Annotated in this window: 22 protein-coding genes; 15 read left to right on the top strand and 7 right to left on the bottom strand. The window is 37.6% G+C overall.

Going from position 1 to position 26,313, the window contains the following annotated elements; all coding sequences use genetic code 11:
- Positions 1-5: 5 nt before the first annotated feature.
- Positions 6-1,205, bottom strand: coding sequence for an argininosuccinate synthase (locus tag H6G68_RS00110; RefSeq protein WP_190904806.1), 1,200 nt, complete (start codon positions 1,203-1,205; stop codon positions 6-8).
- 255 nt (positions 1,206-1,460) lie between these two features.
- On the opposite strand from H6G68_RS00110, the gene H6G68_RS00105 reads away from it, so the two are divergent.
- Both H6G68_RS00105 and H6G68_RS00100 read left to right on the top strand, forming a co-directional pair.
- On the top strand, positions 1,461-2,426 hold the full coding sequence (locus tag H6G68_RS00105; RefSeq protein WP_190904805.1) for a glycosyltransferase family 2 protein: 966 nt from the start codon (positions 1,461-1,463) through the stop codon (positions 2,424-2,426).
- A 196-nt stretch (positions 2,427-2,622) separates the two neighbouring features.
- On the top strand, positions 2,623-3,123 hold the full coding sequence (locus tag H6G68_RS00100) for a DUF29 domain-containing protein (RefSeq protein ID WP_190904804.1): 501 nt from the start codon (positions 2,623-2,625) through the stop codon (positions 3,121-3,123).
- Positions 3,124-3,132: 9 nt separating this feature from the next.
- Here H6G68_RS00100 and H6G68_RS00095 read toward each other — a convergent pair whose 3' ends face one another.
- Positions 3,133-4,497, bottom strand: coding sequence for a helix-turn-helix domain-containing protein (locus H6G68_RS00095; protein ID WP_190904803.1), 1,365 nt, complete (start codon positions 4,495-4,497; stop codon positions 3,133-3,135).
- Positions 4,498-4,694: 197 nt separating this feature from the next.
- On the opposite strand from H6G68_RS00095, the gene H6G68_RS00090 reads away from it, so the two are divergent.
- Entirely contained in the window at positions 4,695-6,206 is a 1,512-nt protein-coding gene (locus H6G68_RS00090; RefSeq protein ID WP_190904802.1) for a DNA methyltransferase, read from the top strand.
- A gap of 105 nt (positions 6,207-6,311) precedes the next feature.
- On the opposite strand, the gene H6G68_RS00085 is transcribed toward H6G68_RS00090, so the two are convergent.
- Positions 6,312-6,674 (bottom strand): type II toxin-antitoxin system RelE/ParE family toxin, encoded by a 363-nt coding sequence (locus H6G68_RS00085; protein ID WP_190904801.1) that lies wholly within the window; start codon positions 6,672-6,674, stop codon positions 6,312-6,314.
- A complete protein-coding gene (locus tag H6G68_RS00080) occupies positions 6,664-6,915 on the bottom strand; it encodes a type II toxin-antitoxin system RelN family antitoxin (protein WP_190904800.1) in 252 nt (83 codons plus the stop codon). Before H6G68_RS00080 ends, H6G68_RS00085 begins: the two co-directional genes overlap by 11 nt.
- Before the next feature lie 262 nt (positions 6,916-7,177).
- On the opposite strand from H6G68_RS00080, the gene rpsB reads away from it, so the two are divergent.
- From rpsB to H6G68_RS00040, 8 genes are all read left to right on the top strand, one after another.
- Positions 7,178-7,966: a 30S ribosomal protein S2 gene (rpsB, locus tag H6G68_RS00075; protein WP_190905084.1), complete on the top strand. Its 789-nt coding sequence runs from the start codon at positions 7,178-7,180 to the stop codon at positions 7,964-7,966.
- A 150-nt stretch (positions 7,967-8,116) separates the two neighbouring features.
- Positions 8,117-9,058: a translation elongation factor Ts gene (tsf, locus tag H6G68_RS00070; protein WP_190904799.1), complete on the top strand. Its 942-nt coding sequence runs from the start codon at positions 8,117-8,119 to the stop codon at positions 9,056-9,058.
- 511 nt (positions 9,059-9,569) lie between these two features.
- On the top strand, positions 9,570-10,406 hold the full coding sequence (locus tag H6G68_RS00065) for a hypothetical protein (protein WP_190904798.1): 837 nt from the start codon (positions 9,570-9,572) through the stop codon (positions 10,404-10,406).
- 111 nt (positions 10,407-10,517) lie between these two features.
- Complete coding sequence (gene recG / locus H6G68_RS00060) at positions 10,518-13,007, top strand: ATP-dependent DNA helicase RecG (protein ID WP_190904797.1); 2,490 nt, start codon at positions 10,518-10,520, stop codon at positions 13,005-13,007.
- Positions 13,008-13,119: 112 nt separating this feature from the next.
- On the top strand, positions 13,120-13,731 hold the full coding sequence (locus H6G68_RS00055; RefSeq protein ID WP_190904796.1) for a Uma2 family endonuclease: 612 nt from the start codon (positions 13,120-13,122) through the stop codon (positions 13,729-13,731).
- Between the two features lie 109 nt (positions 13,732-13,840).
- Positions 13,841-15,235 (top strand): AAA family ATPase, encoded by a 1,395-nt coding sequence (locus H6G68_RS00050; protein ID WP_190904795.1) that lies wholly within the window; start codon positions 13,841-13,843, stop codon positions 15,233-15,235.
- On the top strand, positions 15,235-15,798 hold the full coding sequence (locus H6G68_RS00045; RefSeq protein WP_190904794.1) for a hypothetical protein: 564 nt from the start codon (positions 15,235-15,237) through the stop codon (positions 15,796-15,798). Before H6G68_RS00050 ends, H6G68_RS00045 begins: the two co-directional genes overlap by 1 nt.
- Positions 15,799-15,930: 132 nt before the next feature.
- Positions 15,931-16,797 carry an Rpn family recombination-promoting nuclease/putative transposase gene (locus H6G68_RS00040; protein WP_190904793.1) on the top strand — a complete coding sequence of 289 codons (867 nt, stop codon included), beginning with the start codon at positions 15,931-15,933 and terminating at the stop codon, positions 16,795-16,797.
- Between the two features lie 86 nt (positions 16,798-16,883).
- On the opposite strand, the gene H6G68_RS00035 is transcribed toward H6G68_RS00040, so the two are convergent.
- Together H6G68_RS00035 and H6G68_RS00030 are read right to left on the bottom strand one after the other, a co-directional pair.
- Positions 16,884-17,936, bottom strand: coding sequence for a tellurite resistance TerB family protein (locus tag H6G68_RS00035; protein ID WP_190904792.1), 1,053 nt, complete (start codon positions 17,934-17,936; stop codon positions 16,884-16,886).
- 142 nt (positions 17,937-18,078) lie between these two features.
- Entirely contained in the window at positions 18,079-18,483 is a 405-nt protein-coding gene (locus tag H6G68_RS00030; protein ID WP_190904791.1) for a hypothetical protein, read from the bottom strand.
- A gap of 325 nt (positions 18,484-18,808) precedes the next feature.
- Between H6G68_RS00030 and H6G68_RS00025 the strand changes: the two genes are divergently transcribed.
- The 4 genes from H6G68_RS00025 (at position 18,809) to H6G68_RS00010 (ending at position 24,653) form a co-directional block, all read left to right on the top strand.
- On the top strand, positions 18,809-20,314 hold the full coding sequence (locus H6G68_RS00025; protein ID WP_190904790.1) for a dolichyl-phosphate-mannose--protein mannosyltransferase: 1,506 nt from the start codon (positions 18,809-18,811) through the stop codon (positions 20,312-20,314).
- A gap of 400 nt (positions 20,315-20,714) precedes the next feature.
- The gene (locus H6G68_RS00020) at positions 20,715-23,012 is read left to right on the top strand and encodes a sensor histidine kinase (RefSeq protein WP_190904789.1); all 2,298 of its coding nucleotides are present in this window, start codon (positions 20,715-20,717) and stop codon (positions 23,010-23,012) included.
- On the top strand, positions 22,966-23,412 hold the full coding sequence (locus H6G68_RS00015; protein ID WP_127052409.1) for a response regulator: 447 nt from the start codon (positions 22,966-22,968) through the stop codon (positions 23,410-23,412). Before H6G68_RS00020 ends, H6G68_RS00015 begins: the two co-directional genes overlap by 47 nt.
- 77 nt (positions 23,413-23,489) lie before the next feature.
- On the top strand, positions 23,490-24,653 hold the full coding sequence (locus H6G68_RS00010) for a hybrid sensor histidine kinase/response regulator (protein WP_190904788.1): 1,164 nt from the start codon (positions 23,490-23,492) through the stop codon (positions 24,651-24,653).
- Between the two features lie 60 nt (positions 24,654-24,713).
- Here the strand turns inward: H6G68_RS00010 and H6G68_RS00005 are convergent.
- Positions 24,714-26,313 (bottom strand): DUF4114 domain-containing protein (locus H6G68_RS00005; RefSeq protein WP_190904787.1); only part of this gene is annotated, 1,600 nt, incomplete at its 5' end.

The raw sequence follows: 26,313 nt of genomic DNA, 5'->3' as shown, positions 1-26,313 counted from the left end.
CCCTATTACCTGTCTCTCTGCGCCCAAATGCGAGTTGGGAGTCCCCAGACGTAGATAAAGCCTTCTGCGGCTTTGTGATCAAATTGGTCTTCGGCTCCGTAGGTTGCTAAGTCGGGAGTATAGAGGGAATTATCACTCCAACGACCAACAATGGTGGCGTTACCTTTGAAAAGTTTTAACCGCACTACACCAGAAACTCGTTCTTGTGTTTGTTGAATAAAGGCATCTAATGCGGCTTTAAGTGGGCTGTACCAAAGTCCGTTGTATACCAATTTGGTGTAGGTTTCTTCAATACCCCGCTTGTATTGACTGACATCGGCTGTTAAAGTTAGGCTTTCTAAATCACGATGGGCGTTAATGAGAACTACCATTGCTGGTGATTCGTAGATTTCCCGCGATTTGATGCCTACTAAGCGGTTTTCAATCATGTCAATCCGCCCAATACCGTGATTTCCTACTATCTGATTGAGTTGTTCGATTAACTCAACTGGGTTTTTAGATGTACCGTTGATTGTGGTAGGAAGCCCTTTTTGGAAGCCAATTTCTAGATATTCCGGCTCGTTGGGAGTATCGACTATGGCCTTGGTCATTTCATAGATTTCTTCTGGTGGTTCGTTGGCTGGATCTTCCAACGTACCAGCTTCGATGCTACGACCCAGTAAGTTTTTATCTATACTAAAGGGAGAAGATTTTTTTACTGGTGCAGGAATACCACATCGCTCACCATAGGCTATGGTTTCTTCCCGACTCATTCCCCATTCTCTCGCTGGTGCGAGGATCTTCAGATTAGGGTTGAGGGCTGTACAGGAGACATCAAAGCGTACTTGGTCATTACCTTTGCCAGTACAACCGTGAGCGATCGCATCAGCACCATATTTTGCAGCTGCTTCTACTAGAATTTTAGCAATCAACGGCCGAGCTAGGGCTGTTCCTAGAGGATAACGATTTTCATAGAGGGCGTTGGCTTGAATCGCGGGAAATGCGTAATCTTTAATGAAGATATCTTTAACATCTGCTACCAGAGATTCACTTGCACCCGATTTCAGGGCTTTTTCTCGAACTGGTTCTAATTCATCTCCCTGACCTAAATCTGCTGCTAGGGTAATTACCTCTTCTACACCCCACTCTTGCTTTAAGTAGGGAATGCAAACAGAAGTATCTACTCCACCAGAATATGCTAGAACAACCTTTTTGGCGCGACCCATTAGTTTCTCCACTTAGGAAAACAAAGAATGAGTCATTATTATATCTGACTTAACCAGCGTATATTTTCTTAATGCAACAGCTATCCAATTAAAAATTAAAAATTAAAAGTTAAAAAACCCTACCATATAAGCTTTTTATTGATTTAGGGGCTGGATTATACGTACAAATATGGTATCTTCAAATTCAAGTTGATGTACTTATACAGATGTTTTTTCAAGAAACCGTAACTATGTTCTCTTTGTCATATTCTAAATATGAATAATAGTGATATGGGTAAAACTATGTTTTTTAGTATTGTCATTCCAACTTATAATCGCTTGCCAATTTTGCAAAAGTGCCTCCGTGCTTTGGAGGGACAGGTGTTTATCGACGAAAATCATATACAAGGTTATGAGGTTGTGTTGGTAGATGATGGTTCTACTGATGGAACTTTGGACTGGTTAGCAACACACAAAGATGAGTTTCCCCATGTGCGCTGTTTTGAACAAGATCATGCTGGGCCTGCTGCGGCACGAAATTTGGGGGTAGAAAAAGCACAAGGTGACACAATTATTTTTATTGATAGTGATTTAGTGGTTTTGCCGAATTTCCTGCAAGCTCATACAAATGCTTTAGTACAGGGAAGGGAGAAATTAGGAAGCGACAACTTTTTTACTTACGGTGCTGTAATTAATACTTGTAATTTTGAAAATCCCACCGCTGAACCATATAAAATCACAGATTTTTCTGCTGCTTTCTTTGCTACGGGTAATGTGGCTATTCCCAAACATTGGTTAGAAGAAGCAGGTTTGTTTGATACTGGTTTTCAACTTTATGGTTGGGAAGATTTAGAATTAGGCGTAAGGTTAAAAAAATTAGGTTTGCAATTAATTAAATGTCCTGAAGCTGTTGGTTATCATTGGCATCCACCTTTTAGTTTAAAGCAAATTCCTAAGTTAATTGATCAAGAAATTCAACGGGGACGCATGGGAGTTTTGTTTTATCAAAAGCATCCTACTTGGGAAGTAAAGATGATGATTCAAATGACTTGGCTTCATCGTTTACTGTGGGGGATTCTTTCTTTAAATGGGGCTTTAAATGAAAGAACGATGGCTCCGTTTTTGCAATGGTTGATTGATTTGGGTAAACCGCAATTGGCGTTGGAAATTGCACGGATTTTCTTGAATTGGTATAATGTGAAAGGGGTTTATGCGGCTTATTCTGCATCTCAGAATAAATGATTTTCTCACGCAGAGACGCAGAGACACAGAGAGTAAGAAGGATATACCCAAAACGGGTGAGATTTGAACTTTTATAAGATTACGAAAAACTCTAGATATGTAGGGGTTTAGCAGTGCTAAACCCCTACGTATAGAATCAAAAGATTAAGGCATTTTGAGGATATAATAAAATCAGACAAATTAGTAGGGTTTGATTATGCAAACACCGCAAGTTAAAGAAGCGCAGTTAGAAGAGGGTGAAAATCTCTATGAATGTGATTTTTACGCTTGGACTCAACAACAGGTTAATGTGTTGCTTAATCAACAATGGAGTCAGCTTGATATTATAAATTTGGTTGAGGAGATTTCATCTTTGGGGAGAAGGGAACGTCAAGAATTGAGAAATCGTCTTGGGATTTTACTTGCTCATTTATTGAAGTGGGAATATCAACCAGATAAACGCAGTCGGAGTTGGTTAGCAACTATTAGAATACAAAGACGGGATATTTTAAAGTTACTAAATGAGAATCCTAGTTTACAATCTTATTTAGTAGAAGCAATTACAGAAGCATATCAAAATGGTAGAGATTTAGCAGCAGGAGAAACTAATCTACCTTTTTCGACGTTTCCTAATAAGTGTTTATATTTATACGAAGAAATTATCAGCGATAGTTTTTATCCGGGTATACCTGCAAGTGATGATTTAATGGGATTGTAAGAATTATAGTTACTGATGATAAATTTTTAGATACTCTCTAAAAACAGAGGAGAGCTTAAATGATTTTTCATCAGTTTCTGATTTGGTTAATAAAAACCGTCTGTTTAATGATTGTAAACCGTTAATTACATCTATTGATGACAATGATAAAGACTGTTTTATCTCATCTCTAGATATGGGGTGATCATTTTGACTTATTTTTAATAATATCTCTTTTTCAACATCTGATAATCTTATCCATATTGAGTCAAACAGAGATTTAAAGTCTTCTGTTAAGATTAAACTATTTTCTTTGATAAATTCTGACACTTCACTCTGAAATACTTCTTTAATTAAGATGCTGATATACTGTAAATATTTAGGATGACTTTCATATAAGTTAATTAATTCTAACCAAGTTTCTTGATTTTTTAATCCTTGATTTTTTAATCCTTGATTTTTTAAATTCTCTGTAGCTGCATCACCTAATCCGGATAATTCTAAAGAATGAATTGGGTAAAGTTCACTGTCTAAGGATATCATTTCTTGACATTTTTCTGGACTAATGAGAATTAAACAACTTTGGTGTTCAATTTCTGTGATCATTTGCAGGAATGTTTTATAATCTTGATGTTCAGGTTTATATTGTCCGGCAAATTGGCAATTAATAAAGATATTTTCTAACTCATCTAAAATAATTAAGCATTTTTTATTTCTCAATATATTAAATAATTGGTTTAATTTATCATTTATAGTTTTTTTGACTTCTTGTTTACAAACATTCAATAAATCATCAATAAGTAAATCTAGGGATTTAGGGAATTTTAAACTTCTCCAAATAATTACTTCAAATTGTTGTAAGTTGAGATCAACAAATCTTTTCACAAGGGTAGTTTTACCAATTCCAGATAATCCTAAAACAGAGATTAAATGAGTGTTTTGATTTAATATCCAATTAGATAAACATTCCAACTCTTTTTTTCGTCCATAAAAACGAGTAATTTTAGGGGATACAGTTAAATCATGGTAAGAAGATTTAGATTGTTCTGTATTATTATTCTGTTGTTGATAATGATTTGATGTTTGATTATTAGGAATGCAATTAATATTATTATTTAACGAATTAACTAATTTTGAATTTGTAATCCTTTCTATAGTCCAACAAAAATTAGATTTATTAACATTTTGACCTAAACCTTCAGATAAAATTTTAAATAAATTCCTACTTTCATCACCAATATAACCCTCATCATAATCATAAATATTTGCAATTTGCTTATAAGTTTTACCCTTAAATAGTTCCTCAATTATCTTTTGTTGGAGATCATCCAAATGTTTATCAGTCTTAGTAAATACTAAATTATCTACAAATTGTAAAATTTCTGTAACAGTCATAAAAATTATATTAGTTAATAGTTTTAGCCATTATAACTCAATCTGTTTCCAGATTATCAGGGTTTTTCAGGTATTCTCTTAATTCTTCTTAATAAAGCATAAGGTAATATCAAATCTTTTCTGGTATGACAAAAAGGTAATTTAGTATAAAAATGATTAACCAGGGTTTATTTAAGCAAAATAATTTGAAGAATACAATGGTTAATCAACTTTATTATGGCGATAATTTAGAGGTTTTAAGACGTTACATTAAAGATGAGTCTGTTGACTTGTGTTATATTGATCCTCCTTTTAATTCTAAACGCAATTACAATCAAATTTATAATAATATTGGTTCAGAAGATAAAGCACAAGCTCAAGCATTTATTGATACTTGGGAATGGGATGATCACGCTATTCATGGAATAGATGAAATTACTACTAACTATCATGGTCTATTTACTCAACAATGTATTGCTTTAATTACAGGTTTAAGTAATGTTTTAGGAAAAGGAAGTTTACTTGCTTATTTAGTGAGTATGACTTTAAGAATAACAGAAATTCACAGAGTTTTAAAACCTACAGGAAGTTTTTATTTACATTGTGATCCTAGTGCTAGTCATTATTTGAAGCTAATATTAGATGCTGTTTTCTGTTCTCAGGGTGGAGATTCAATTAATGAAATAATTTGGTGTTATGAAACTGGTGGAAGATCAAATAATTTTTATCCTAGAAAACACGATACAATATTTTATTATTGTAAATCGAAAAACAGGCTATTTAATGATAATTTAGTTAGACTGAAAAGAGATACTTCCAGTATGCACGAACCTGTTTTAGAAGATGAGTATGGCAATAAATACCAAAGAAATATTAAAAACGGTAAAGAATACAGATACTATTTAGATAAAGGTGTTTTACCTAATGATTGGTGGATAGATATTCAAGCACTTAATCCTTCTGCAAAAGAACGACTAGGTTATCCAACGCAGAAACCAGAATCATTACTAGAAAGAATAATTAAAGCAAGTTCTAATGAAAATGATATAGTATTAGATGCTTACTGTGGATGTGGTACAACTGTTGCAGTTTGCCAAAAATTAGACAGACAATGGATAGGAATTGATATTACTTATCAAAGTATTAGTTTAATCTTACAAAGATTAGAAGATACCTTTGGTGAAGGGGTTTTAGATACTATAAAAATTCATGGTATTCCTAAAGATATAGAAAGTGCAAAAGCATTAGCAAATAAAGCAGATGACCGCACTCGTAAAGAATTTGAAAAATGGGCAATCTTAACTTATAGTAATAACCAAGCAGTTATTAATACTAAAAAAGGTGCAGATAAAGGTATAGATGGTATTGTTTATTTTGAAGGTGATAAAAATGAACCCAAAAAGATGATTTTTCAAGTAAAATCTGGTAAGGTCAAATCAGGAGATATCCGAGATTTATTAGGGACAATGACGCTAGAAAATGCAACTGTAGCGATATTCATAACTTTAGAAAATCCCACTAAAGAGATGCTGAAAACTGCAAAATCTGCTGGCTTTTATCAGAGTAAATATTATAGTAATTATAGTTGTGATAAAATTCAGATTGTCACAGTTCAAGATATTATTGAAAATAAACAAAAGTTAAATATTCCCTTAAGTTATAAAGTTGTTAAAAGTGCTGAGAAACAAAAAGAAGTGGGAGTGCAAATAAACATGGATTTAGATATTTGATAACTTTAACAAATAACTTTTAAGGAGGTTGGGTTGAGGTAACGTTCGCGGAGCGTGGCGTTAGCCATAACCCAATATTTATTATATTTCTCTTAGTGGCTTTTTTTATTCATCTCTATAAAACTCCTCTAAAATAGAATTAATATCATGATCAGTAATATCTTCTTGTTCAGATTTACTGTAAATTGTTAACAATAAAATGCTGGTTTCCGATTCCAGTAAATAAATTACCCGATAACCAGCACTTTTACCTTTTTGAATATTACTATTTTTGACTCTAGCTTTATAAATATAAATATCTTTACTAAAACCAGTTAACCTATCTCCTAATAAATTTCCTTTTTGCAATTCTGTAATGAAAGACTGAGTATCAGAACGAATATTCCGGTATTTTTTAGCTAAAGATTTTAAATTTCTTTGATATTCAGGAGTTAAATCAATATTAATTAAAAAAGAATCATTCTGCATCAATTCCTTCCCACATTTTTTCTAAAGGTATTCTTTTTCCTCCTTTTGCTTCTTGCAATGCTCTTTTTAAACTCTCTTTTATTTCCCCTACCGGAGTATCATCAGGATCAGATTCAGTTTCATCTTCATCTGATACAAGGATAATCACTCTGACTTGACTAGATGTAGGAATTTCTAAAGGTTTATCTAAAAATAATTGACCTTTTTCATCAACTTTTCCCATGACTTCAAAAGCTTTCATTACTTGACCTCAAATAGATATGGTTACAATTATAGCAAGATAAATAAATATTAAAAACCTGGCTTCAATTGCTGCTTTTCGCATTTCCATTTACTTTTTAGTTGCGTAGATGCAATAAAAAAAATATAAACTTTCCTTCACATTAGCCACAATTGTGCTACCCTAGAACAGTTGACTAAAATTCCGCACATCCGGGGATTCGGGTGTTTCCTTAATGGAAATGCGCCTGGATGGAGGTTTAACCCGAATAGGAGTTACAAAAATGCCCGTTGTTTCATTGGCTCAAATGATGGAGTCTGGGGTTCACTTTGGACACCAAACCCGACGTTGGAATCCAAAGATGTCTCCGTACATCTACACCTCTCGTAATGGTGTACATATCATCGACTTGGTGCAGACAGCACAGTTGATGGATAATGCATACAACTATATGCGAACCCAATCAGAGCAGGGTAAAAAATTCCTGTTCGTTGGGACAAAGCGCCAAGCCGCAGGAATTATTGCTCAAGAAGCTGCTCGTTGTGGTTCTCACTACATTAACCAACGTTGGTTGGGTGGAATGCTCACCAACTGGGCGACAATCAAAACCAGAGCAGACAGGCTGAAAGATTTAGAACGCCGTGAAGAAACGGGCGCGTTAGATTTGTTGCCGAAAAAAGAAGCTTCCATGCTGCGTCGGGAAATGACAAAGCTGCAAAAGTACTTGGGCGGTATTAAAAATATGCGAAAAGTACCCGATGTTGTGATCATTGTTGACCAACGCCGGGAGTATAACGCAGTTCAAGAATGCCAAAAATTGAGTATTCCCATTGTATCGATGTTGGATACAAACTGTGATCCAGATGTAGTAGATATTCCCATTCCAGCCAATGATGATGCAATCAGGTCGATTAAGCTGATTGTCGGCAAATTAGCGGATGCTATTTACGAAGGCCGTCACGGTCAACTGGAAGCGGAAGAGGATTACGAAGATTACTCTGAAGAAGACTACGACTACGACGAAAGTGAGTACGCTGACGCAGTGGTTCCCGACGAAGAAGAGGAAGCATAAGTCAAGAAAGGATGCAGGATGAAAAAACTGATTTCATCCTTCATAATTCATAATTCATGGCTCATACTTTGTATTGTCGTGAGTAAGATAGAAATACTCAACACCGTGAGCGATTACAAATCTTCTTGTCAAGTTAGGAATTGAGGCAACATGGCGGAAATATCTGCAAAACTCGTCCAAGAGCTACGCCAAAAAACTGGTGCCGGCATGATGGACTGCAAAAAAGCGCTGAAAGAAACTGATGGCGACATAGAAAAAGCCGGGGATTGGTTGCGGCAAAAAGGCATCGCTTCTGCGGGTAAAAAAAGCGATCGCATTGCGGCAGAAGGTCTAGTAGACACCTACATTCAGCCAGGTGGCCAGGTGGGTGTACTGATAGAAGTCAACTGTCAAACAGACTTTGTTGCCCGTAACGATGCTTTTAAAGCTTTAGTTAAGAGCCTAGCCAAGCAAGCCGCAACTGCTGATAGTGTGGAGTCTTTACTAGCTCAACCCTATGTTGAAGATGCCAACGTTACCGTAGACGAAGCCATTAAGCAAGTTATTGCTACCCTGGGAGAAAATATTCAGGTGCGGCGCTTTGTCAATTTTGATCTTGGTGACACACCAGGAGTAGTAGATAGCTACATTCACACTGGTGGCCGAGTTGGTGTTTTGGTTCAACTGAACACCCAAACCAAGGAAGCATCCAGTAATGAAGAATTCCAAAACTTGGCTAAAAACGCAGCTATGCAAGTTGCGGCTTGTCCTAATGTCGAGTATGTCAGCATAGATCAAATTCCTGCCGAACTTGCCAAAAAAGAAAAAGAGATCGAAATGGGCAAGGATGACTTAGCCAATAAGCCAGAGAACATCAAAGAAAAGATTGTTCAAGGACGAATTGACAAACGCCTTAAAGAAATGACTTTGCTGGATCAACCTTACATTCGTGATCAAAGTATCTCGGTAGAAGACTTGGTGAAACAAGTTAAATCTAAAATAGGTGAAGAAGTTCAAGTCAATCGCTTTGTGCGTTATGTCCTAGGCGAAGGCATTGAAAAGAACGAAATTAGCTTTGCTGAGGAAGTCGCTGCTCAAATGGGCGTTAAGTAATTTAGTCATTAGTCAATGGTCAGTAGTCAGTTGTTAAAAATATATAATTAACTAGTGACTATTGATTATGGACTTATGACTGATAAATACTTAAATCACTACACAGTAGACAGTCCTGAGGCTTTATGGTATGGTTTTTGCCCAGCAATGAAACTGATAACTGTTGGCTGTTAGCCGTTAAATAACAGGTCTAGCAAGCTTTGCTGGCCTGTATTTTATTGGCATTCAGTACAATCGAGGTAATATGGTGTCCGGTTGAAAACTTAGCATGAGGGAACCGCGCACAGACGCGGAGAGCTTTTTTGATAAGCAATTAGCCGGACTTGACATAATCTATAATTTTTAATTATCTATAGCAGTTGCCAGGTAGCTGAGGACAATCTTAAATTCTGGAATCTTTGTCAGACAAGAGTTTGAAAAAGCTGACTGCTGACTGCTATAAATAATCATTTGCCCCAAATGTCGTACATTTGTACCATAATAAGGTTCAGATGGAAAATAACGAGAAGATATGGCCAGAGCAATTGAGCGAATAGAGCGGGATATTGCAATGCAGAAAGAGGCGATTAGTGCGATCGCTAGAGAACTTCACAGTGCTTATGTCAGTTATTTAACTATTTTAGGAGCAGCCTTACAGAAACAGTTGATTTTGGCAAGTTACCACCTCTGTACTCAGGGATATGCGGAAAACTTTCTGAGGTTGTCACTGAATCAGCGGCAGCAATTGCAACAAGGCATCCGCAAATTAGGTCAAAAAGCTGCTGTACAGTTGCTCAATTATCTTCACGGTGAAGAAGTTGAGGAAGTTGAGAAAGTTGAGGAAGTTGAGGAAGTTGAGGAAGTTAACGAGAGTGATAACAATCCAAAATCCAAAACCCAAAATCCCAAATACTTAGATCCATCTAACCCGATAGAATTGGCAGAATGGCAGCAAGATTTAGAGGAAGCGATTGTGGAAACACTAAAAAAAGTTTCCCATGATGCTAATTTTTTGCTCCAAAAAGCTGGGATTTTACCCAAAAAATTACCAGAACCAATTTTAGCAGCGGCAGCAGCGGCCTCTGAAGCGTCTGCGGAGGTTATGCCAGGGCCACCGAATTTATTGAACATAGTAATTGAAATTAGCAATGATCAAGAATCAGAAGATTCTAGCCTGACGCAGATCATAACTATTAACTTGCGACTAGGCGAAATTGAATTTGCTGATACCACACTTTTGTCAGGGCGCAAGCAAATTCGGAATATTTTGGTAAACCTCAACAAGCTAGGACGAGATTATCAAAAGAAGCAGCGAGAACTCAAAATTTCTGAAGCTGAAGCTGCATGGCGTGCTAGTTGGTTTGAATAGAGTACCGAGTACCGAGTACTGAGTACTGAGTGTAGATAAAAATCAATTAACTTTAATGACCAAAGACCAAAGACCAATGACCAATGACCAAAGACCAATGACCAAAGACCAATGACTAATGACACACCCGATTGGATAAGATTGCATAAAGCCTTGGCGGTAGAGGCTGAATATCGCTTTGTGGATTTGGTGGGTAAGCAATACCGCTTCAGTGAATTTCTGAGTTTGACTTTTGGGAAATTCCCCCAAGCTTTGCCCCCCAAAGAACGCTCTCGCTGGCACGAAATAGCGATGCAATTTGCCAGTTATCCAAATTTGGGAGTGGAAGCAAGACAACACTTAATTGCCGAAGTCCGAAGATATCTCTACCAACTACAGCAAGAACTGGAGGAGCGGGAGCAGGGAAGGAGGGGAGCAGAGGAGCAGGGGAGAATATATCCAAGTAAAACCATAAATCTCACAACCCCAATTGTGGCCGAAGTGAGTCGGCGATTAGCTCCAAAAATTGAGCAAAAACTCAGTGAATTGCCAGAAATAGGCATCAAAAATGCTGAAAATTTAGGGCGGTTGGATTTACATACTGTGCGTGATTTATTGTTTTACTATCCCCGTGACCATATTGATTATGCGCGTCAAGTGAATATTCAAGAGTTGCAGGGGGGTGAAACAGTAACGATAATAGCGACGGTAAAACGGTGCAATTTTTTTACTAGCCCTAAAAATAAGAAATTATCAATTTTAGAATTAATCCTTAAAGATAATACAGGTCAAATTAAAGTTAGCCGTTTTTATGCAGGGGCGCGTTTTAGCAGTCGTGGTTGGCAAGAAGGTTTAAAACGCCGCTATCCGGTAGGTAGTGTAATTGCGGCTTGTGGGTTGGTAAAGGGAGGTAAATATGGGTTAACGCTGGATAACCCAGAATTAGAGGTTTTGGCAAATCCAGGGGATACCATTGATTCCCTGACTATTGGGCGGGTTGTGCCGATTTATGCTTTGACTGAAGGAGTGGTGGCGAATACGGTACGTCAAGCGGTGATTACGGCTTTACCTGCTGCGGTTAATTTGAAAGACCCCTTACCTGGTGGTTTGCGGGAAAAGTATGGTTTGATGGAATTGAAGGATGCGATCGCTAATATTCATTTCCCTGAAGATAGCGATGCTTTAAGAATAGCCCGTCGCCGCTTAGTATTTGATGAATTTTTCTATCTGCAACTGGGTTTACTGCAACGTCAGAAAAAAGCTAAAGAAATTCAAACCAGCGCCATTCTTGCCCCCAAAGGACAACTATTAGAAAATTTCCACAAAATTCTTCCTTTTCAACTTACCGGCGCACAGCAAAGAGTTATCAACGATATTCTCAACGACTTGCAAAAATCTACACCCATGAATCGGTTAGTACAGGGTGATGTAGGTTCAGGTAAAACAGTGGTTGCGGTTGTGGCTATTGTGGCAGCAATTCAATCAGGTTATCAAGCGGCGTTAATGGCTCCGACGGAAGTATTAGCAGAACAACATTATCGCAAATTAGTTAGTTGGTTTAACTTGCTACATTTGCCCGTAGAATTATTAACAGGTTCGACAAAAATAGCAAAAAGACGAGAAATTCACTCTCAATTAGAAACAGGTGAATTACCTTTGTTAGTGGGAACTCATGCCTTAATTCAAGATAAAGTCAATTTTCAACGTTTAGGTTTAGTTGTCATTGATGAACAGCATCGTTTTGGGGTAGAACAACGAGCAAAGTTACAACAAAAAGGCGAACAACCTCATGTATTAACAATGACGGCAACTCCCATTCCTCGGACGTTGGCGTTAACTGTACATGGAGATTTAGATGTCAGTCAAATTGATGAATTACCACCGGGAAGACAACAAATTAAAACTACTTTATTAAGTGGTCAACAACGACCTCAAGCTTATGATTTGATGCGCCGAGAAGTTGCCCAAGGTAGACAAATATATGTGGTTTTACCGTTGGTGGAAGAATCAGAAAAATTAGATTTACGTTCTGCTGTAGATGAACATCAAAAGTTAAAAGAAAGCATTTTTCCTGACTTTCAAGTTGGGTTATTACATGGTCGCATGAATTCAGCAGAGAAAGACGAAGCTATTACCAAATTCCGCGATAATGAAACGCAGATTTTAGTTTCTACTACTGTGGTTGAAGTCGGTGTAGACGTTCCTAATGCTACGGTGATGCTAATTGAACACGCGGAAAGATTTGGTTTATCGCAACTACACCAATTACGGGGACGTGTTGGACGGGGTGCAGCGCAGTCTTATTGTTTATTAATGAGCAGTTCGAGAAGTCCTGATGCTCAACAACGGTTGAAGGTGTTGGAACAGTCTCAGGATGGGTTTTTTATCTCGGAAATGGATATGCGTTTTCGGGGGCCTGGAGAAGTGATGGGAACTCGTCAATCAGGTGTAGCAGATTTTACTTTAGCTAGTTTGGTGGAAGATGAGGAAGTTTTGCTGTTAGCGCGACAAGCAGCAGAGAAAGTGATTGATATGGATGTGGATTTAGAGCGTTGGCCGTTGATGCAGGATGAGTTGAAGTATAGGTATGCGCGGTTAATGGGTGGAGCGATTTTAACGTAAAAATATTGATGATATTGGCTTTTTTTGGATTAGAGATCGCCTTTCTGTTGGGTTAATTTTTTCTATCTAGGTGATAATCGTTCTAGGTCTAATCATTCTAGGAGGTGTGATTGTGGTTATTTCTCAAACCAACCCGCCAAACCTTACAAAAGAGGTGACAAAAACTGACTTCACTCCAGATGAGTATCGAGCGATGGAGGAAACCGCAGAAGAACGCCATGAATATTGTAATGGAGAAATTATTGTTATGCCTGGAGGTTCAGAAGTTCATAGTGCGATAGCTAGTAACATATTAATTTATTTGGGATTTTTACTCAGAGATACTGATTTTCGTTTTTATAATAGTGATTTGCGGGTTTGGATTCCTGATTTTAATCATGGAACTTATGCAGATGTTCTGGTGATTAATGGTGAACCGGAATTTAACGGCAATCGTACTGATGAAATTCTCAATCCTTTACTGATTATTGAAGTTCTTTCTCCTTCTACGGAAGGTTATGACAGAGGAGAGAAATTTAGAAAATATCGCTCTCTTTCTAGCTTTTGTGAATATGTGCTTGTCAGTCAAACTGAACCTTATATTGAGCATTATTATAAACAGGAAGAGCAAAATAATAATCTTTGGCAATTGCAAGTTTATGATCAGATTCAAAAGTCAGTTCGTCTGCATAGTTTAAATGTAGAAATTCCGATGAATGAAATTTATCGCCGGATTAAATTTTAAGGGCATAAAAATCAGATTATTAAGATGTTAACTATAATAAATACTGTATATCAGGGAATCAAATGCTAAAAATTACATTTTGTAACGTAGATAAATTACTTATAAGCCAATGAAAATTAAAGTCAAAAATCTTGGTGCTTTAAAACAAGCCGAATTCACACTTGGCGACCTAACGATCATTTGTGGATACAACAATACTGGAAAAACTTACGCAACTTACGCGCTGTTCGGCTTTTTATATACTTGGCGCAAGATGTTTTCGATTAAAATCAACGACGACAAGATTGAGCAACTGCTTGCTGACGGTGTAATTCGTCTTGATATACAAGAATATGTTAATCAGGTTGAGCAGATTGTGACTCAAGGTTGTCAGGCATATACCCAGGAATTACCAAAGATTTTTGCTGCATCGGCTGAACGATTCAAGGAATCAGAATTTCAAGTAAGCCTGGACACAAAAAATATACGTTTATCAAAGAGATTTGATCTGGAAATTGGCTCTGGTGAAGTATCACTGTTCTCTATTACTAAAAGTGAAGAAAGCACAGAATTAGTTGCAACTTTGCTTATTGAGAAAGAGAAAGTAAAAATACCCACCGAAATTCTTAAGCGCATTATTGGCGACGCTCTCAAAGATATCATTTTCGCTCCGCTTTTCCCTCGCCCTTTCATCGCCAGTAGTGAGCGAACCGGTGCAGCCATTTTTCGTAAAGACTTGAATTTTGACCGCAATCGCTTGTTTGAAGAAATAGGTCAGGCTGGACAAAATATTGATCGAATGGAACTTCTACTTAAAGATTATGGAGATTATGCCCTGCCAATAAAAACAAATGTAGATTTTATCCGGCAACTTGAAAGTATTGTCAAAAAAAGTAGTTTCATTGCTGAGAACCACCCCGATGTACTGGCAGATTTCGCTGACATTATAGGAGGTGAGTACACAGTAACTCGCAATGATGAACTTTATTATCAGCCAAAGGGTAAACGGGTTAAGCTTTCTATGGATGAAAGTTCTAGTGCCGTGCGTTCTTTACTAGATATCGGCTTTTACCTCAAACACGAAGCCCAATATGGTGATTTGTTGATGGTAGATGAACCTGAACTGAACCTACACCCTGAAATAATGCGCCGCGTTGCACGGCTTTTTGCTCGACTGGTTAAATTGGGTATTAAGGTTTTTATTACTACCCACAGTGATTACATCATCAAAGAACTGAATACGTTGATCATGCTAAATCATGATAAACCTCATCTTCAGCGAATTGCTGAACAAGAAGGTTATCGTCAAGAAGAACTGATTTCTTCTGAAAAAATTAAAGTCTACATTGCAGAAGAAGCATATACAACAGGAACAACAGTAGGGGGAAAGACAAAAAGAACTAAAGGACAAACTCTGATACCAGCCGACATCAGCCCGGAATTGGGTATTGAAGCCCGCAGTTTTGATAAAACTATTGAAACAATGAATCGGATTCAGGAAGCAATTGTTTGGGGTGAGGATTAATGTCTGATATCGCTATCCTCAAACAGATGATTAAGGAAGATGCTACAGTTCCATTAGAAGAGAAAAATGGCAAAAATATGGTTACGCTTATAGAGCCTGATCTCCCCGACTGTTTCATAACAATTCATGGAATGCCCCATAATAATGATGTCATTATCATCAAGGCAGATAAGTTTAAGTCACCAGATACAGTGTTTATTGGCTCAAAAGGTGAGTGTAAGCGTGCCGATTTTGTCATCATCGCCGATACTGACACGCAACAGGTCATTCTCTGCATTGAGATGAAGGCGAAGACAACGACAACCACAGAGAAGAAAATTATTGAGCAACTTAAGGGTGCAAAGTGTTTTGCCGCCTATTGTCAGAAAATTGGCAAAGAGTTTTGGGAGCAACCGACATTCCTTGACAGTTATGTTTATCGCTTCGTCACTATCAGAAATATCAACATTCATAAGAGACCAACGCGTGAGGAAAAAACGGTTACTCATGACAGTCCCGAAAGGATGCTAAAAATTAGCTCTCCTAAGGGTCTTCAATTTAATCGTTTGATTGGAGGTAAATAGAAAAGATCGCTGCATAAAGACTTTTCCAATTTACTTTACGCAAGTTCTGAGAAAATAATATACAGAAAATCCAATTTTCAAGGGATGTGTGATTAAATATATCAACGAATTTTAAAATAAATAAAATCCTTTATGCGTCGAGACTCAATCTTCTATAAATTATTCCAACTATACCCATCCCTGCTATTTGAACTATTGACAAATCCTCCAATAAATGCAGATGCTTACCGATTTGATTCCGTAGCAGTCAAAGAACCCAAATTTGAAATTGACGGCGTATTTTTACCACCAGAAACAGAAGGTGCAGGAATTGTATATTTCTGTGAGGTACAATTTCAGAAAGATGAAATACTTTATGAAAGAGTATTTGCCGAATCTGCACTATATTTCTACTGCAACCGTGCCAGATTTAGCGATTGGCAGGCAGTTATAATTTATCCATCTCGCAATACAGAACAAAGCGATATTTATCCTCATCGGGGATTTCTCAACAGTGACCAAGTACATCGAATATATTTAGATGAATTGGGAGATATTCGGCAATTACCTGTATGGGTAGCATTGATGGTACTAACTACCTTAGAAGAAAGCCAAGCACCAGAAGAAGCTAGGTATTTGTTAACAAGAACTAATCAGGAAATACCATCACCATCAAGTCGCGCCATAATAGAGATGATCACGACGATAATGGTGTACAAGTTTGAACAACTCAGCCGCAGGGAGGTAGAATCTATGCTAGGAATTACACTCAAGGAAACGCGAGTTTACCGGGAAATCAAAGAAGAAGGACGGGAAGAAGGACGGGAAGAAGGGGTAGAACAAGCAACAGTTAATCTGGTTATCCGACAGTTGACTAAACGGTTTGGAGAATTATCGGTCGAAATACGCGCTTCAATTTCTGCTTTACCATTACCTGTGCTAGAAAATTTGAGCGAAGCACTGTTAGATTTTACTAGTTTGGCTGATTTACAGGGTTGGTTAGCAGCGGTTAAAGATTAAAGATACTGTATTTGGATCACTGAAAAAAATTAAAAAAGGGTTTTGTCCACAGACATCACCCCTAATTACAACCGCAAAAATTCCCCTTAACTAAACTCGATAGTATCCAAAAACACTAAAATATGCTGCTTGATGTCCTCAGCTTCCTCCTCAACAGAACCGGGAGTGTCGCCATTAAAAAAGCTGCGCTGGCTGCTAACTATATACAAAAATTCCCCATTGACAAAGGCTAAAATTCCTCGATAAGCATCTAATCTGATGGCATTTCCGTTATTTTCTTGTTTAGAAATCGTGGAACCTTTAGGCATATCGACTAAGGTATAGTAAGACCCCTCCGCAATATCTTGCAAATATTCGGTATACTTGACCTTAGCACCTGGGACATTGGCAAAAATCGCCTGGGGTAAATACTTATCTACAAGAATTGAGTGCAAATATTTTTCCTGTCCTTTAGACTCGATTTCCTCTACATATTCTGAAGGGAGAGGATAATAATCAATTCTCAGCAAAGTTCCGACATCATCAGAAAAGCCAACTATTCCTTCTTGACTTTGAATTTTTCCCCCTTGCTCTGGATTAACCGGTATGGGAACGATAAAATTACCCAAAGGAGACTCATACACCTGCTGACCCAGGTCATCAACTATGATTGTTTGATATTCGTCTTCTGCGTATTCTTCATCTTCTTCGGCTTCTTGAATAGCGGCTATAACCTCTTTGGTAATTTCCTCCGCTTCTTCATCTTCCATCTCTAAAGCTATCTGTAGTTTTTTCAGGTAAGGCTGTTTTTGTGTGGGGATACTCAGATCCTCGTCTAACAGCATAATTACCCCAGCAGCAAAGCCATCCAGCACTACATCATCTGCCAGACTAGCATTAGCGGTATTAAACAGAGGTCCGAGTCCTTCTGCTGCTGCGATCGCTATTAGTCTATCAACTAACTCTGTCATATCCTCTTCTGAGTATTCGTCAAAAACCTCGAATTCCCAGAGAATATCTGCTAAACTGTCTGCATCTATATCTTCAATGGAAGAATCAACTATAGCGGTAATAACTGCGATCGCTGCTACTGCCTCTTCTGGACTTAGTGATTCTTCTGTGGTTTCTTTTGAGCTAAACACCTGATCATACTTTGTCATAATTTCTATCTCCACCAATGGCTTTTTAGTAATAACCGATAACGCACAAGTAACAATTGTTAGTTTAGCAACCCACGGGACATTCTCCAGATCAGGTTGACTTATTTTTTTTGCAAACTAAATCAGGTATGTATCTGTTTAATTACTTATTTGGTTGAGAAATAAGCGCTTCAATATCTTCCAATGTGCGTAACAGTAGACGAGTTGCTTGCAATTGCCAACCCCATTTCTGAATTCTAAAAGCTGCCACAGTTCCCAGTATGGCGGCTAATAAGCATATCGGTTGATTGAGAGAAATCCCAAATAACAAACCCAATCCAGCAATTCCCCAAAAAGGTAAAGCTGCTGCTTGTCTTTGTTCCTCCACTATTTCTGCAATTTTACTAGATGGCATAGTAGCCAATAATTCTGCTTTAATTTGCCGCTGTTCTGCTAATGAGACTGATAAACCGATTTTCCGCCGCATTTTTTCCATCTTCCGGGCATCGGTGCTGTACTCAGTTAGCTCATCTTCTGCCATTTTTTGCAATCGTTCTATTTGTGACATGGTGTATGGGATTCACTATTCTTTGTACAGCTATTATCCCGAATAATTGTTAATTTTTCTTAAAGAAGCAAAAAGTTAAACAGTTCTGAATTGGTTAACACAAGCTACTTGTTGACATACAGCAGGTTGCCTAGTTAGGAGGTACAAAATCTAAATTGAAACCTATACACAAAGCCAGTTTTACTCCTGACTCCTGACTCCTGACTCCTGACTCCTGACTCCTGACTCCTGAATTCTGCTGTATGCCTTTGGCATTACCCTAGGGTAGGAGTATTAAACCCGTTTATTTCTGATAAAATCACCAATGACTAATTACTAATGACTAATGACCAAAAAATTATTCAGAATGGGAATGGCAGGGATTTTTATCCTCTCAGTTGCCTTACGTTTTTGGGGACTGAATCGATTTAACACTTTGGTATTTGATGAAGTTTACTTTGCCCAATTCGGAAATAACTATCTTACTCATACCCCATTTTTTAATGCTCACCCACCCCTAAGTCAATATATCATTGGTATTGGTATTTGGATTGGTAATCATATACCCTTTTGGCACGATACAGTCAATGGGTTGACAGGTTCTTTATTATCCCCTTGGAGTTATCGTTGGGCAAATGCGTTTACAGGTTCATTTATTCCTTTAATAGTTGTTTTACTTACTTATCAATTAAGTTATCGCCGTAGCTTTTCTTTATTCGCAGGTTTATTTACAGCTTGTGACGGCTTATTTTTGGTAGAATCTCGCTATGCTCTCAGTAATATCTATATAGTTATCTTTGGTTTACTAGGGCAATGGTTTTTATTATTAGCATTAGAAAAACAGAAACAACAGCGTTGGTTGTGGTTAGTTCTGACGGGAGTTAGTTTTGGTGCGTCAGTCGGTACTAAGTGGAATGGCTTATGGTTTCTTGCAGGTGCTTATGGAATGTGGATAGCAGCTTGGATAATTCGTTGGCTGCAATCTTTTTCACCCTCACCCCGCGTTCCCTTATTCTCTTATTTGTATCTCTTAAATTCTACTGTTGAATCTCAAGTAAAAACAGACGATGTGACTATTCAAACTCCACTGCAAAATCTCACTCAAATTAATATTCTCCAGATGATATCCTATTTAGGAATTATCCCCGCCATCATCTACAGTCTAATTTGGATTCCTCACCTCCAACTAGATACAAGGTATGGATTTATAGCGGTTCATCAACAGATTTTGAAGTTTCATCTTCAGTTGGGTGGTAATAGCGCTAGTGTACATCCTTATTGTGCAGCTTGGTACAAATGGCCATTATTGACTCGACCAATGGCTTATTATTACCAAACTACTCAAAGTATTAAAGATCCCCTCCCTGTATTTGGTCCTCCTTTACCTGCTGGTGCTGGGAAAGTAGTTTATGATGTCCATGCCATGGGTAATCCTTTTTTATGGTGGTTTGGCTTGGCAGCAATTGTATTTTTAATAGGAATGCTGTTTGTAAAAATGGTTTTACCAGGGATACAGCAAAAACGTGTTTTTGTTCCTAAAAATCTGGGTGTTGATACTTGGATTGCTTTATATTTAGTTATTAATTATGCAGCTAATTTTTTACCTTGGGTGAAGGTAAATCGCTGCGTGTTTATTTATCATTATATGTGTGCGGTGGGATTTGTGTTTATAGCCATCGCTTGGTTTGTTGATCAATGTCTTCTTAGTTATTATCGAGGTTTGCGTGCGCTTGGTGTTACAATCACCTTCATGATTATCGCTGCTTTTATTTTCTGGATGCCTATTTATTTGGGTTTACCCATCTCTGGTGATGGTTATAGAATGCGGATGTGGTTTAACTCTTGGATTTAATTTTTACTTAACATAGCTACATAAAAACTGTTTATTTAATCGCCTGTATTTTACATTTCTTATCAGTAGTCAGTAAAACTCCCTGTTACACTGTAACCAGTTGGCAGATTAGGGTAACTATACCCAATGACAAATTAGAAGTAAAATGATATTGAGCAGGACAACAAAATTAAGCTTAGTGGAAATGGCGAATTAGCTAAATAGCTCATTTAATTTCTTGCCTAAACAAATAGAACAATTCTTACAGCTTAGGCATATTTTGGAAATCATCTGCTAATTAATTTAATTAAAAGCGCTAAGAGAGTTATATGTAGGTAGAAAAATAACCCTGACAGGTGAGAAAATCTATCGCTAACTATAATCTTGACGCACCTAGATATATATAAAGAGGGGAATCGAGATGGATATAGCGTTACAAGTGCAAAATGTGAATGTTACCAGCTTGAAAGAAGCACCAATTCATATTTCGAGCAAAATTCAACCTCATGGTATTTTGTTAGTTTTAGAAGAACCAGAGTTAAAAGTATTGCAAGTTAGCAATAACACCTTAAATATTTTCGGAATTTCTCCGGAAAATATGCTGGGCAAAAAATTAGAAGATTTAGTAGACCCCTTCCAAATAGAAAGAATTAAATCAGGTTTATCAGAACAGAATTTAGATTTTATTAATCCTACCAAAATTTGGGTGAGAAAAAAAGGTGATGAATATACTGTATTTGATGCGGTATTTCACCGGAATACTGAAGGGTTTTTAATCCTGGAATTAGAACCTGCTATTTCCCAAGAAAATATTCCATTTTTAAGCTTTTATCATTTAGCAAGAGCATCCATAAATCAACTAGAAACTACTAAAAATCTCCGGGAGTTTGGTCAAATCATCGTCCAGGAAGTTCGCAAAGTCACGGGATTTGACAGAATAATGTTATATAAATTCGATGATGATGGACATGGTTCTGTTATCGCTGAAGAAAAAATCGAAAGTTTAGAACCTTACTTGGGTTTACACTTTCCAGAGTCAGATATTCCCAAACCTGCCAGAAAATTATTTATTTCCAATTCAATTAGATTAATCCCGGATGCTCATTCTCAACCTATAGAAATTGTTCCTGTCAATAATCCTGTAACTGAGCGTCCAGTTGATTTAACACAATCTAGTCTCAGAAGTGCGGCATCTTGCCATACAGAATATTTACATAATATGGGTGTGGGCGCTTCTTTGACTATCTCTTTGATTAAAGACCAAAAACTTTGGGGATTGATTGCTTGTCATCATCAAACACCCAAATATGTTTCTTATGAATTGCGGAAAGCTTGCGAATTCTTGGGAAGATTGATATTTTCGGAAATTTCTGCCAGAGAAGAAACAGAAGATTATGACTATCGGATGAATTTGACATCTATTCAATCACTATTAGTTGAATATATGTCCCAAGAAGATAACTTTATTGATGGCTTGGTGAAAAAACAGCCCAATCTTCTGGATTTAACTAGTGCGAAAGGAGCAGCAGTTTGTTTTGGGGGAAATTACACCTTGATTGGTGAAACTCCCAAAGAAGAAGACTTAAACTTTTTAGTGGAATGGCTCAAGAATAATATAGAGGACGAGGTATTTTATACAGATTCTCTTCCTAGTCTATATCCAGATGCTGTGAGCTTCAAAAATGTCGCAAGTGGTTTGTTAGCTATTCCTATTTCCCAGCGGAATTATGTTTTGTGGTTCCGACCGGAAGTGATTCAAACTGTAAATTGGGGTGGTGATCCTAATAGGGCATTTGAAGTTAGTCAATCACATGGAAATTTGCGTTTGTGTCCACGTAAATCATTTGAATTGTGGAAAGAAACAGTTAGATTAACATCTTTACCCTGGAAATATGTAGAAATTAGAGCAGCTTTAGAACTGCGGAAGGGAATTGTGAATATTGTCCTGCGTCAAGCTGATGAATTAGCTCAATTGGCGCAAGATTTAGAACGTTCTAATGCAGAGTTGAAAAAATTTGCATATGTCGCTTCCCATGATTTGCAAGAACCACTCAATCAAGTAGCCAATTATGTGCAACTATTAGAGATGCGCTATGAGGCAGAACTAGATGAAGATGCGAAAGAGTTTATCAATTATGCAGTCGAGGGAGTGAGCTTGATGCAGACGTTAATTGATGACGTACTAGCATATTCTAAAGTTGATACCCAAGCGATCGCATTTCAAGTGACAGAAGTAGACACAGCCTTAGAACGCGCTCTCAGCAATCTACGCAAACGCATTTCCGAAACAGGTACTATTATTACCCATGACCCCTTACCCACAGTCATGGCTGACAGTACACAACTAATGCAGCTATTTCTAAACCTGATTGGTAACGCCATTAAGTTCCGCAGTCAAGAACCACCGCAAATCCATATAGGTGCAGAGAGACTAGAAGATGAATGGTTATTCTCAGTGCGAGATAATGGCATTGGCATAGATCCGCGATTTAGCGATCGCATTTTTATTATCTTTCAACGCCTACACACAAGGGATGAATATCCCGGCACAGGTATGGGCTTGGCAATTTGTAAGAAAATTGTCGAATGTCATCGGGGGCGGATCTGGGTTGAGTCCCAACTCGGACAGGGCGCAACCTTCTACTTTACCATTCCAGCCGGAGGACGTGAGCGTGAGCGTAGAAACGGAAGAAACACACAAAATAATCTTTTTAGTTGAGGATAATAAAGCCGACATCCGTCTTATTCAAGAAGCATTAAAAACTAGTACATTACCCCATCAGGTAGTGACAGTTAGAGATGGCATAGACGCTATGGCTTATCTCCGTCAAGAAGGCGAATATGCAGATGCACCACGCCCAGACCTGATCTTACTAGATTTGAACTTACCCAGAAAAGATGGACGAGAGGTACTAGCGGAAATTAAATCAGACCCCAAACTCAAACGCATTCCTGTGGTAGTGTTAACAACTTCCAAAAACGAAGATGACATCTACCACAGCTACGACTTGCACGTGAACTGTTACATCACCAAATCTCGTAACCTCAGCCAACTATTTCAAATCGTCAAAGGGATTGAGGAGTTTTGGTTTGCTACCGCTACGTTACCATCAGATTAAGGCCAGAAAGCATTGGAGGAAAATTATTGTTCAGAACTCAAAAATCAGAAATTAGAGGGGGATTAAACCAGGAAATTATGGCTGCGAGCTACTCAGTGAAAATCTTGTTGATTGAGGACAACTTGGCAGAAGCTAGGTTGTTACAAGAGTTTCTCAAGCAAGCCCAAACCAAAGAGTTTAGTTTAGTTCATGTGCAAAGATTACGAGACGCATTTTCTGAACTAAGTCAACAGATCTATGATGTAATTTTGTTGGATTTAACCTTACCAGATAGTCAAGGATTATCATCTTTACCACTGTTGATAAGTCAGGCTCCTAGCACACCAATTGTTGTTCTCACAAACACCAACGATGAAGAACTCGCAATTGAGGCAGTGCGACAGGGAGCGCAAGATTATTTAGTTAAAAGGCAAGTAAATCCAGATGTATTAGTGCGTGCAGTCCGATATGCAATTGAAAGAAAACAGGTTTTAGAACAATTACGTACAGTCAATCAGGCATTAGAAAATAGGGTTGAAGAACGAACTGCTGAACTGGTAAAAGCAAAAGAAATCAATCAATTCAAATCTGAATTTGTCTCCATGCTTTCTCATGACATTCGTAATCCTTTAAATACTATTCTCTTAGCTGCTGGATTGCTACAAAACAGTGATGAAAAATTAACTAAAGAGAAAAAAGTTAATCATTTGCGGATGATTCGCTCTGCCATCAAAAATATGGCACAGTTATTAGATGAAGTTTCCTTCATCGGTAAAGCTGATTCTGGTAAATTACACAGTCAACTCAGCCACCTAGATTTAGAAGCTTTTTGCCATCAAACCCTAGAAGAATTACATTTAACTGCTCTAGATAAGCAAGTTACCATAGAGTTCACCAGTTTTGGTGATTTTAAAGACACCCTTTGGGATGAAAGCTTATTACGGCACATTTTAGAAAATTTGCTCAGTAATGCAATTAAGTATTCCCACCCTGGCAGCAAAGTCAAATTTGAAGTAATTAGTCAAGAGAAAGTAGTCACTTTTCGGATTCAAGATTCGGGAATTGGCATTTCTAAACACGACCAAAAACGGCTATTTCAACCCTTTATTCGGGGAGAAAATGTCGGCAGTATTTCTGGTACTGGTATGGGTTTAGCAATTGTCAAAAAATGTGTAGAGGCGCATGGCGGTGAGATCTCAGTTGATAGTCAAGTTGGTGTCGGCACAACATTTACTGTGACTTTACCTTTGATTAAAATGTAATCTCAATAATTCACTAATTGAGCCGCACATTTGTTAAAATAATCAAATTTTGGCAATTTTTCAACCCGACGTTAACTTAACTTGCACAGTGATATCATTGAAATCAAAATCACCACCATTGGGCATATCCTCAAATCCAAAAAAGTTATCTCCCAACATCCGCACATGATCTGTATTATCTGAGTTAGCGCCTAAAAACGAAAAATAAACAGATGGATTATTATCAATAGCTGATGTTTCTCCATTCACAATCATCAATGGTGCGTAGATATATCCACCAGTCAAAGCACTACTAAAAGTTGACGTACTACCGTTATTTACTGTCAAATTAATATCTGACAGCCTTCCACCAACAGCAGCTTGAATATAACCAGCTTGTCCAGGGAGAATATCTGCTTGACCATCATTATTCTTATCAATACCACCATTAACATCAGTTACTTTATAGAAACCAACAAAATTGTTTTTAGCAGCTTCGCGGTTAACTACAAACTCCGCTTTTACCGAACTTGTAAAACCTCGTAAATCAATCATTTTCACAGGTTCTAACACCGACAAACTTGTAGATATAGGTGCGATACTTCTTGTGCTTTGACTAATAGCTAAACTAGTATCATTATCAGTAATGCCTACATTGACAGCACTAACGGCAATCGCATTATATTTGCTATCAGTGCTAGTAGCAGTATGTTGAATAGTTGTGTTCTGATATCCTTCTACTACATTATCATTCACAGCAGAAACAGCTACCGTTTGTGCAATATTCCAATTTTGAGAAGTAAATACTAATTGAGTTACGTTGGTTGTCAGTTGTGTGCCTTTATTAATTGCAACAGTCACATTACCAGTAGGTTGACTCTTCAGCACAACTGCATAACTATCAGTTGCACCACCTTCTGTAACGTAGGTGCTACCTCCTGATTGAGTAATATTCACCCCAGCAATATCATTATCAGTAATGCCTACATTAACAGAACTAACGGCAATCCCATTATATTTGCTATCAGTGCTAGTAGCGGTATGTTGTATAGTTGTGTTCTGATATCCTTCTGCTACATTATCATTAACGGCTGTCACCGTCACTGTTTGCGCTACATTCCAATTTTGAGAAGTAAATACTAATTGAGTTACGTTGGTTGTCAGTTGTGTGCCTTTATTAATTGCAACAGTCACATTACCAGTAGGTTGACTCTTCAGCACAACTGCATAACTATCAGTTGCACCACCTTCTGTAACGTAGGTGCTACCTCCTGATTGAGTAATATTCACCCCAGCAATATCATTATCAGTAATGCCTACATTAACAGAACTAACGGCAATCCCATTATATTTGCTATCAGTGCTAGTAGCAGTATGTTGAATAGTTGTGTTCTGATATCCTTCTGCTACATTATCATTCACAGCAGAAACAGCTACCGTTTGTGCAATATTCCAATTTTGAGAAGTAAATACTAATTGAATTACGTTGGTTGTCAGTTGTGTGCCTTTATTAATTGCAATAGTCACATTACCAGTAGGTTGACTCTTCAGCACAACTGCATAACTATCAGTTACACCACCTTCTGTAACGTAGGTGCTACCTCCTGATTGAGTAATATTCACCCCAGCAATATCATTATCAGTAATGCCTACATTAACAGAACTAACGGCAATCCCATTA

Source organism: Anabaena catenula FACHB-362 (assembly GCF_014698735.1).
GTDB classification, from domain to species: Bacteria; Cyanobacteriota; Cyanobacteriia; order Cyanobacteriales; family Nostocaceae; genus Anabaena; species Anabaena variabilis_A.
Note: the sequence above shows the minus strand (reverse complement) of the source record. Positions and strands in the feature narration are given on the sequence as shown.

What these genes read in the sequence shown, in the direction of transcription:
- H6G68_RS00110 (WP_190904806.1), bottom strand. Translation starts at nt 1,205, where the DNA reads ATGGGTCGCGCCAAAAAGGTTGTTCTAGCATATTCTGGTGGAGTAGAT.
- H6G68_RS00105 (WP_190904805.1), top strand. Translation starts at nt 1,461, where the DNA reads ATGAATAATAGTGATATGGGTAAAACTATGTTTTTTAGTATTGTCATT.
- H6G68_RS00100 (WP_190904804.1), top strand. Translation starts at nt 2,623, where the DNA reads ATGCAAACACCGCAAGTTAAAGAAGCGCAGTTAGAAGAGGGTGAAAAT.
- H6G68_RS00095 (WP_190904803.1), bottom strand. Translation starts at nt 4,497, where the DNA reads ATGACTGTTACAGAAATTTTACAATTTGTAGATAATTTAGTATTTACT.
- H6G68_RS00090 (WP_190904802.1), top strand. Translation starts at nt 4,695, where the DNA reads ATGGTTAATCAACTTTATTATGGCGATAATTTAGAGGTTTTAAGACGT.
- H6G68_RS00085 (WP_190904801.1), bottom strand. Translation starts at nt 6,674, where the DNA reads ATGCAGAATGATTCTTTTTTAATTAATATTGATTTAACTCCTGAATAT.
- H6G68_RS00080 (WP_190904800.1), bottom strand. Translation starts at nt 6,915, where the DNA reads ATGAAAGCTTTTGAAGTCATGGGAAAAGTTGATGAAAAAGGTCAATTA.
- rpsB (WP_190905084.1), top strand. Translation starts at nt 7,178, where the DNA reads ATGCCCGTTGTTTCATTGGCTCAAATGATGGAGTCTGGGGTTCACTTT.
- tsf (WP_190904799.1), top strand. Translation starts at nt 8,117, where the DNA reads ATGGCGGAAATATCTGCAAAACTCGTCCAAGAGCTACGCCAAAAAACT.
- H6G68_RS00065 (WP_190904798.1), top strand. Translation starts at nt 9,570, where the DNA reads ATGGCCAGAGCAATTGAGCGAATAGAGCGGGATATTGCAATGCAGAAA.
- recG (WP_190904797.1), top strand. Translation starts at nt 10,518, where the DNA reads ATGACTAATGACACACCCGATTGGATAAGATTGCATAAAGCCTTGGCG.
- H6G68_RS00050 (WP_190904795.1), top strand. Translation starts at nt 13,841, where the DNA reads ATGAAAATTAAAGTCAAAAATCTTGGTGCTTTAAAACAAGCCGAATTC.
- H6G68_RS00045 (WP_190904794.1), top strand. Translation starts at nt 15,235, where the DNA reads ATGTCTGATATCGCTATCCTCAAACAGATGATTAAGGAAGATGCTACA.
- H6G68_RS00040 (WP_190904793.1), top strand. Translation starts at nt 15,931, where the DNA reads ATGCGTCGAGACTCAATCTTCTATAAATTATTCCAACTATACCCATCC.
- H6G68_RS00035 (WP_190904792.1), bottom strand. Translation starts at nt 17,936, where the DNA reads ATGACAAAGTATGATCAGGTGTTTAGCTCAAAAGAAACCACAGAAGAA.
- H6G68_RS00030 (WP_190904791.1), bottom strand. Translation starts at nt 18,483, where the DNA reads ATGTCACAAATAGAACGATTGCAAAAAATGGCAGAAGATGAGCTAACT.
- H6G68_RS00025 (WP_190904790.1), top strand. Translation starts at nt 18,809, where the DNA reads ATGACCAAAAAATTATTCAGAATGGGAATGGCAGGGATTTTTATCCTC.
- H6G68_RS00020 (WP_190904789.1), top strand. Translation starts at nt 20,715, where the DNA reads ATGGATATAGCGTTACAAGTGCAAAATGTGAATGTTACCAGCTTGAAA.
- H6G68_RS00010 (WP_190904788.1), top strand. Translation starts at nt 23,490, where the DNA reads ATGGCTGCGAGCTACTCAGTGAAAATCTTGTTGATTGAGGACAACTTG.